Source organism: Methylocella sp., from assembly GCF_044226135.1.
Classification (GTDB): domain Bacteria; phylum Pseudomonadota; class Alphaproteobacteria; order Rhizobiales; family Beijerinckiaceae; genus Methylocapsa.
Genome location: NZ_JBGAHM010000062.1, coordinates 1 through 5,164, shown reverse-complemented (window position 1 = coordinate 5,164; position 5,164 = coordinate 1). Strand labels below are relative to the sequence as shown.

Genomic DNA, 5,164 nt, shown 5'->3' with positions numbered 1-5,164 from the left:
CGGGCCAGGCGGCGCAGGCGCCGCGCATGGCGCAGGGCGCGGCGCTCGCCGCCCGAATCGAGGCGGCGCCAGACGCGGCGCCGAGGCTCGCGAGCTTCGCCGAGGTCGTGGCGCTCGCCGCCAGCCGCCGCGACATTCAGCTCAAGATGGCGCTCGAACGCGACGTGCGGCTCGTGCGTTTCGAAGACGGGTCGATCGAATTCGCTCCCATGCCCGAGGCCTCGCCGCTGCTGGCGCAGACGCTGATGCGCAAGCTGCAGGACTGGACCGGGCGGCGCTGGCTCGTCGCGGTGTCGAGCGAGCCCGGCCGGCCGACGCTGCGGGAGGAGGCGGAGTCGCGCGCCGAGGACGCCATGAGGGGCGTGCTCGCCGATCCTGCGGTGCGCCGGGCGATGGAGCTTTTTCCCGGCGCGGAGATTGTCGCTGTGCGGGCCAAGGAGGAGGCGGCGGACGCCGCTTCGGCCGACGCCCCGGACGAAGCCGGCCAGGTCGAGGACGGCTTTGCCGACGACGGCTATTCCGAGACGGATTTTTGATGCAAGACGCTGCAGGCGCGCCGTTCGCGCGGGACCAAGAGAAAGGATCGCTCATGCGCGACATGCTGGGCTTGATGAAGCAGGCGCAGGCCATGCAGGAGAAGATCCAGGAGATGCAGGCCGAGATCGAGCGCGTCGAGGTCGAGGGCCAGTCGGGCGGCGGCATGGTGCGCGTCACGCTGAGCGCCAAGGGCCAGCTGCGCAACATCGTCATCGACGACGCGCTCATGAAGGCCGACGAGCGCCAGATCCTCGAGGACCTCATCGTCACGGCGCATGAGGACGCGCGCAAGAAGGCCGAGCGCGTGATGGAGGAGAAGATGCAGAGCGTCGCCTCGGGCCTCGCCCTGCCGCCGGGCATGAAATTGCCCTTTTGACCCGTCCTCGCTGAGCCTGCCGCCTTGGCCGAACGCATCTGCGGCGCCGAAATCGAGCGCCTGATCCAGCTTCTCGCGCGGCTGCCGGGCCTCGGGCCGCGCTCGGCGCGGCGCGCCGCGCTGCATCTGATGCGCCGGCGCGACGAGCTGCTCGGGCCGCTCGCCGAGGCGATGCGGACGGCGCAGGAGAAGATCGTCACCTGCTCGGTCTGCGGCAACGTCGACAGCTGCGACCCCTGCGCCATCTGCCGCGACGAGCGGCGCGACCCGCATGCGCTGGTGGTGGTCGAGACTGTCGGCGACCTGTGGGCGCTTGAGCGCGCGCGGGCGCTCAACGCGCGCTATCATGTGCTCGGCGGCGTGCTGTCGCCGCTCGACGGGATCGGCCCCAAGGACCTGAACCTCGCCCGGCTCGTCGAGCGCGTCGCGCAGGGGGGCGTCCTCGAGGTCGTGCTGGCGGTCAACGCCACCGTCGACGGCCAGACCACGGCGCATTACGTGACCGACCTTCTTTCGGGCTTCAACGTCAGGACCACGCGGCTCGCCCATGGCGTGCCGGTCGGCGGCGAGCTCGACTATCTCGACGAGGGCACGCTCGCCGCGGCGATGCGCGCCCGCACCGATTTCTAGCCCGCCTCGGCGGCTGCGGGCTTCGGGACGCGGTTGATCATGAACACGCCCGCGCCGATCAGCGCGCCGCCGAGAAGCTGGACCGGCGTGACGTGGGCGTCGAGAATCGCCGCCGACAGAAGCACGGTGAACAGCGGCGCAAGGAAGAGATAGCCCGAGGAGCGCGTCGCCCCGCCCATGGTGAGCGCGAGGAACCACAGGCCGAACGAGGCCGTCGATCCGGGAATCGCGAGCCACGCGAACCAGAGCCAGCCCGTGGCCGGAAAATCGGCCGGCCAGCTCTGCCCGCGCGCATGGGCGACGACGAGCAGCGCGATCGCGCCGGACGCCATCTGCCAGAAGGTCAGCGCCCAGGTCTCGATCGGCAGCCGCGCCCTCTTGTTGACGAGCGTCGACGCCGCCCAGGAGAGGCCGGCGCAAAGGCCGAGCGCCTCGCCCTTCAGCGCCTCGCCCTCGAGGCTGAAGCCGCCGCCGAGCGCCAGCGCCACCCCGGCGACGCCGAGCCCGAGGCCGGCGAGGCGCAGGCCGGACAGCCGCTCGCCCAGAAGCGCATGGCCGACGAGCGCGACCCAGAGCGGATTGGTGAACAGCAATATGGCGGCGGTCGGCGGCGGGATGGTCTCCATCGCCCAGAACAGGAGGCCCATGGCCATGGAGGTCTGGAGCACGCCGATGACGATCACGGTCAGCCAGTCCGTGGCCTCGAAACGGGCCGGAAACAGCGCCGTAAAGAATTTGTCCGTCGTGAAATAAAGCGCGGCCGCCGCCGCGCCGGCGGCGACGACGAAGCGCCAGCCGACCAGCAAAAAGGCCGGCGCGCCATGCGACAGCAGAACCTTGCCGGCGATGAAGCTCGACGCCATCAGGAAGGTGGCGCAGACGAGGATGGCGTAATAGGCCGCGCCGCCTCCCGGCGGCTTCGAGGGGGCGAGCTTCATGCTGACGTCGCGTAAAGAAGTTGTAAGGCATGGTGCGGGCGGGCGGCGGCCGTTCCGGCCGCGGGGCCATGCTGGCGCGCGAGACGCTCGTGCGCAATCATCTGGAGCTTCACCATGGGCAATCCTTTCGTGCACGTCGAACTGAGCACGACCGACGTCGGCAAGGCGAAGACGTTCTATCAGTCGCTGTTCGCCTGGGACCTGCATGACATGTCGTTTGGCCCCGACAAGGTCTATACGCTGATCGGCGTCGGCGAAGGAACCGGCGGCGGCATGATGGCCTCTCCGGTCCCGGGCATGCCGTCGGCGTGGATGCCCTATGTGCTCGTCGACGACGTGGCGGCGGCGGCGCAGAAGGCGGTCGCGCTCGGCGGGACCGTCTGCGTCGAGAAGATGGAAGTTCCCGAGATGGGCTATTTCGCGGTCGTCACGGACCCGACCGGGGCGACCTTCGGCCTTTGGCAGAACGGGACGAGATAGGCTCTCATTCGGCGGCCTTCATCGTCGGTCCGTCGCGCGGCGCGTCGAACTCCATGTCTTCGATGCGGGCGCCGGCGCGCGCCACCCGCTCGGCCCCGGCGAGGATCTGCGCGAGGTCGGCGTGGGCGGCGTTGAAATGCGCGTCGAGCTTGCGCGCGCCGGCGCGCAGCCGCTCGACCTCGGCGACGAGCCGGCGCGTTTCGGCCTGGATCAGATGCGCCTCCTCGCGCATCCGCGCGTCGCGCGCCAGCGCCTGCAAAAGCTGCGTCGCCATCATGAGCAGCGAGGGCGAGACGATGAACACGCGGCGGCGGTGCGCGTTTCGGGCGACCTCCGGGAAATGTTCGTTGATGTCGGCGAACAGCGATTCGGCGGGCACGAACATCAGCGCGACGTCCTGCGTCTCATGCGGCACGAAATAACGCTCGGCGATGTCGCGGACATGTTTCGCGAGGTCGGCGCGCGCCCGCGTAGCGGCGGCGCGGCGGGCGTCGGCGGTCTGCGCCTCACGGAAGGCCGCGAGCCCTTCGAGCGGAAACTTGGCGTCGATCACGAGCAGCCGCGGGTCGCCCGGCAGCCGCACCACGCAATCGGGGCGCACGCCCGTCGAAAGCCGGTGCTGGAAGGCGTAGGCGGAAGGCGGCAGCGCGTCGCGGACGATCGCCTCCATGCGGCCCTGGCCGAACGCCCCGCGCGTCTGCTTGTCGCCGAGGATCTCCTTGAGGCCGACCACCTCCTGCGAGAGCCGCGTCAGCCGCGCCTGCGCCGCGTCGATCACGGCGATTCTTTCGTTGAGCCGGGCGAGCTGCTCGCCGGCGGCCCGGCCCGAGGTCTCGACGTCCGCCCCGACGCGGGCCGAGACGGCGTCGAGCCGCGCGGCGACGAAACGGGCGAGGTCGGACTGCCGCGCGCCGACGGTCTCGCAGAAGGCGCGCATGCGCCCGGAAAATTCGGCGTTCTGCCGCGCCATGGCGCTCATCGCGGCTTCGAGTTCGCGCGCGCGGCGCGCGCCCGCAGACCTCCGCGCCAGCGCGGCGAGGCCAAGGGCCAGCGCGGAAAGGGCCGCCCCGGCCACGAGGCCTTGCGCGACGCCGGGCGGCGCGCCATTGAGCCACACGGCGAAACGGTCCAAGAGAATCGGGTCCATCCGGGATCCTGCGGCCGGCCGCCGGCTCGTCCCGAAAGCTGGCGATTCGGGAGGCTGCGCGAACGAATCTAGAACATGAACCCCGCCCGGCGCAAGGCTGCGCCGCACGGCGGGCGTCGCGCGCTCCGGCGCCCGAACCCTGACACGACACGCGCGAGGCGAGAACGCGAGCCATGTGGACGGTCGCAAAAATCTTCTACGACGCGGCGATGAAATTCTCCGCCGACGACGGCTGGGCCATCGCCAGCCACATCGCGCTCTCGATCCTCACCTCGATGTTCCCCTTCCTGATCTTCATGACGGCGCTCGCGGGCTTCTTCGGCTCGGCCGAGGTCGCCGACGAGGCGGTCAAGGTGCTGTTCCAGGCCTGGCCGGAGCAGGTCGCGGTCCCGGTCGCGGCGGAGGTGCACAATGTCCTGACGCAGGCGCGCGGCGGGCTTTTGACCTTCGGCGGCGTGCTGTCGCTCTATTTTTCGTCGAGCGGCGTCGAGGCCCTGCGCATCGGCCTCAACCGCGCCTATGACACGCCGGAGACGCGCCCGTGGTATGTGCTGCGGCTCGAATCGATCGCCTATGTGCTCGTCGGAGCCATCGCGCTCCTGACGCTCGCGGTCTCCGTGGTCGCCGCGCCCGTCGTCTGGGAGATCGTGCTGCGTTACGCCCCCCATCTCGAGTCGCTCGACCGGCTCGTCACGCTGAGCCGCTTCGGCATCGCGACGCTGGTGCTGCTGCTCGCGCTCGTCGTGGTGCACAAATTTCTGCCGGCGGGCGAGCGGCGGCTGCGCGACATTCTGCCGGGCGTCGTCTTCACCTTCGTGGTGTGGGTCGCGGCCGGCGTGCTGTTTGGCTCCTATCTCGCCGAATTCGCGCGCAACTACGTCTCGACCTACGCCGGCCTCGCCTCGGTCATGATCGCGCTGGTGTTCCTTTACATGATTTCGACGATCTTCCTCGCCGGCGGCCAGCTCAATTCGGCGCTCAGGCGCTTCGGGGCGGCGCGGCCCGGGAAGGAGGCCGACGACCAGGCCGCGGCCGAAAAACCGCGCCGCGTCACGG

Annotated in this window: 6 protein-coding genes and 1 pseudogene; 5 read left to right on the top strand and 2 right to left on the bottom strand. The window is 70.4% G+C overall.

The window, feature by feature from the left end; all coding sequences use genetic code 11:
* From ACILRB_RS15730 to recR, 3 genes and pseudogenes are all read left to right on the top strand, one after another.
* Positions 1–536: pseudogene (locus tag ACILRB_RS15730) on the top strand (DNA polymerase III subunit gamma/tau); the annotation flags it as partial.
* Between the two features lie 53 nt (positions 537–589).
* Positions 590–913 carry a YbaB/EbfC family nucleoid-associated protein gene (locus ACILRB_RS15725; protein ID WP_395667241.1) on the top strand — a complete coding sequence of 108 codons (324 nt, stop codon included), beginning with the start codon at positions 590–592 and terminating at the stop codon, positions 911–913.
* 24 nt (positions 914–937) lie between these two features.
* Positions 938–1,543 carry a recombination mediator RecR gene (gene recR / locus ACILRB_RS15720; protein ID WP_395667240.1) on the top strand — a complete coding sequence of 202 codons (606 nt, stop codon included), beginning with the start codon at positions 938–940 and terminating at the stop codon, positions 1,541–1,543.
* Here recR and ACILRB_RS15715 read toward each other — a convergent pair.
* A complete protein-coding gene (locus ACILRB_RS15715) occupies positions 1,540–2,481 on the bottom strand; it encodes a DMT family transporter (protein WP_395667239.1) in 942 nt (313 codons plus the stop codon). The two genes, recR and ACILRB_RS15715, sit on opposite strands and share 4 nt — an antisense overlap.
* Before the next feature lie 114 nt (positions 2,482–2,595).
* Here ACILRB_RS15715 and ACILRB_RS15710 point away from each other — a divergent pair, with 114 nt between their 5' ends.
* Positions 2,596–2,961, top strand: coding sequence for a VOC family protein (locus ACILRB_RS15710; RefSeq protein WP_395667238.1), 366 nt, complete (start codon positions 2,596–2,598; stop codon positions 2,959–2,961).
* A 4-nt stretch (positions 2,962–2,965) separates the two neighbouring features.
* Here the strand turns inward: ACILRB_RS15710 and ACILRB_RS15705 are convergent, their stop codons facing one another.
* Positions 2,966–4,108: a DNA recombination protein RmuC gene (locus tag ACILRB_RS15705; protein ID WP_395667237.1), complete on the bottom strand. Its 1,143-nt coding sequence runs from the start codon at positions 4,106–4,108 to the stop codon at positions 2,966–2,968.
* Between the two features lie 173 nt (positions 4,109–4,281).
* On the opposite strand from ACILRB_RS15705, the gene ACILRB_RS15700 reads away from it, so the two are divergent.
* Positions 4,282–5,164: YihY/virulence factor BrkB family protein (locus ACILRB_RS15700; protein WP_395667236.1), on the top strand; the 883-nt coding region annotated here is incomplete at its 3' end.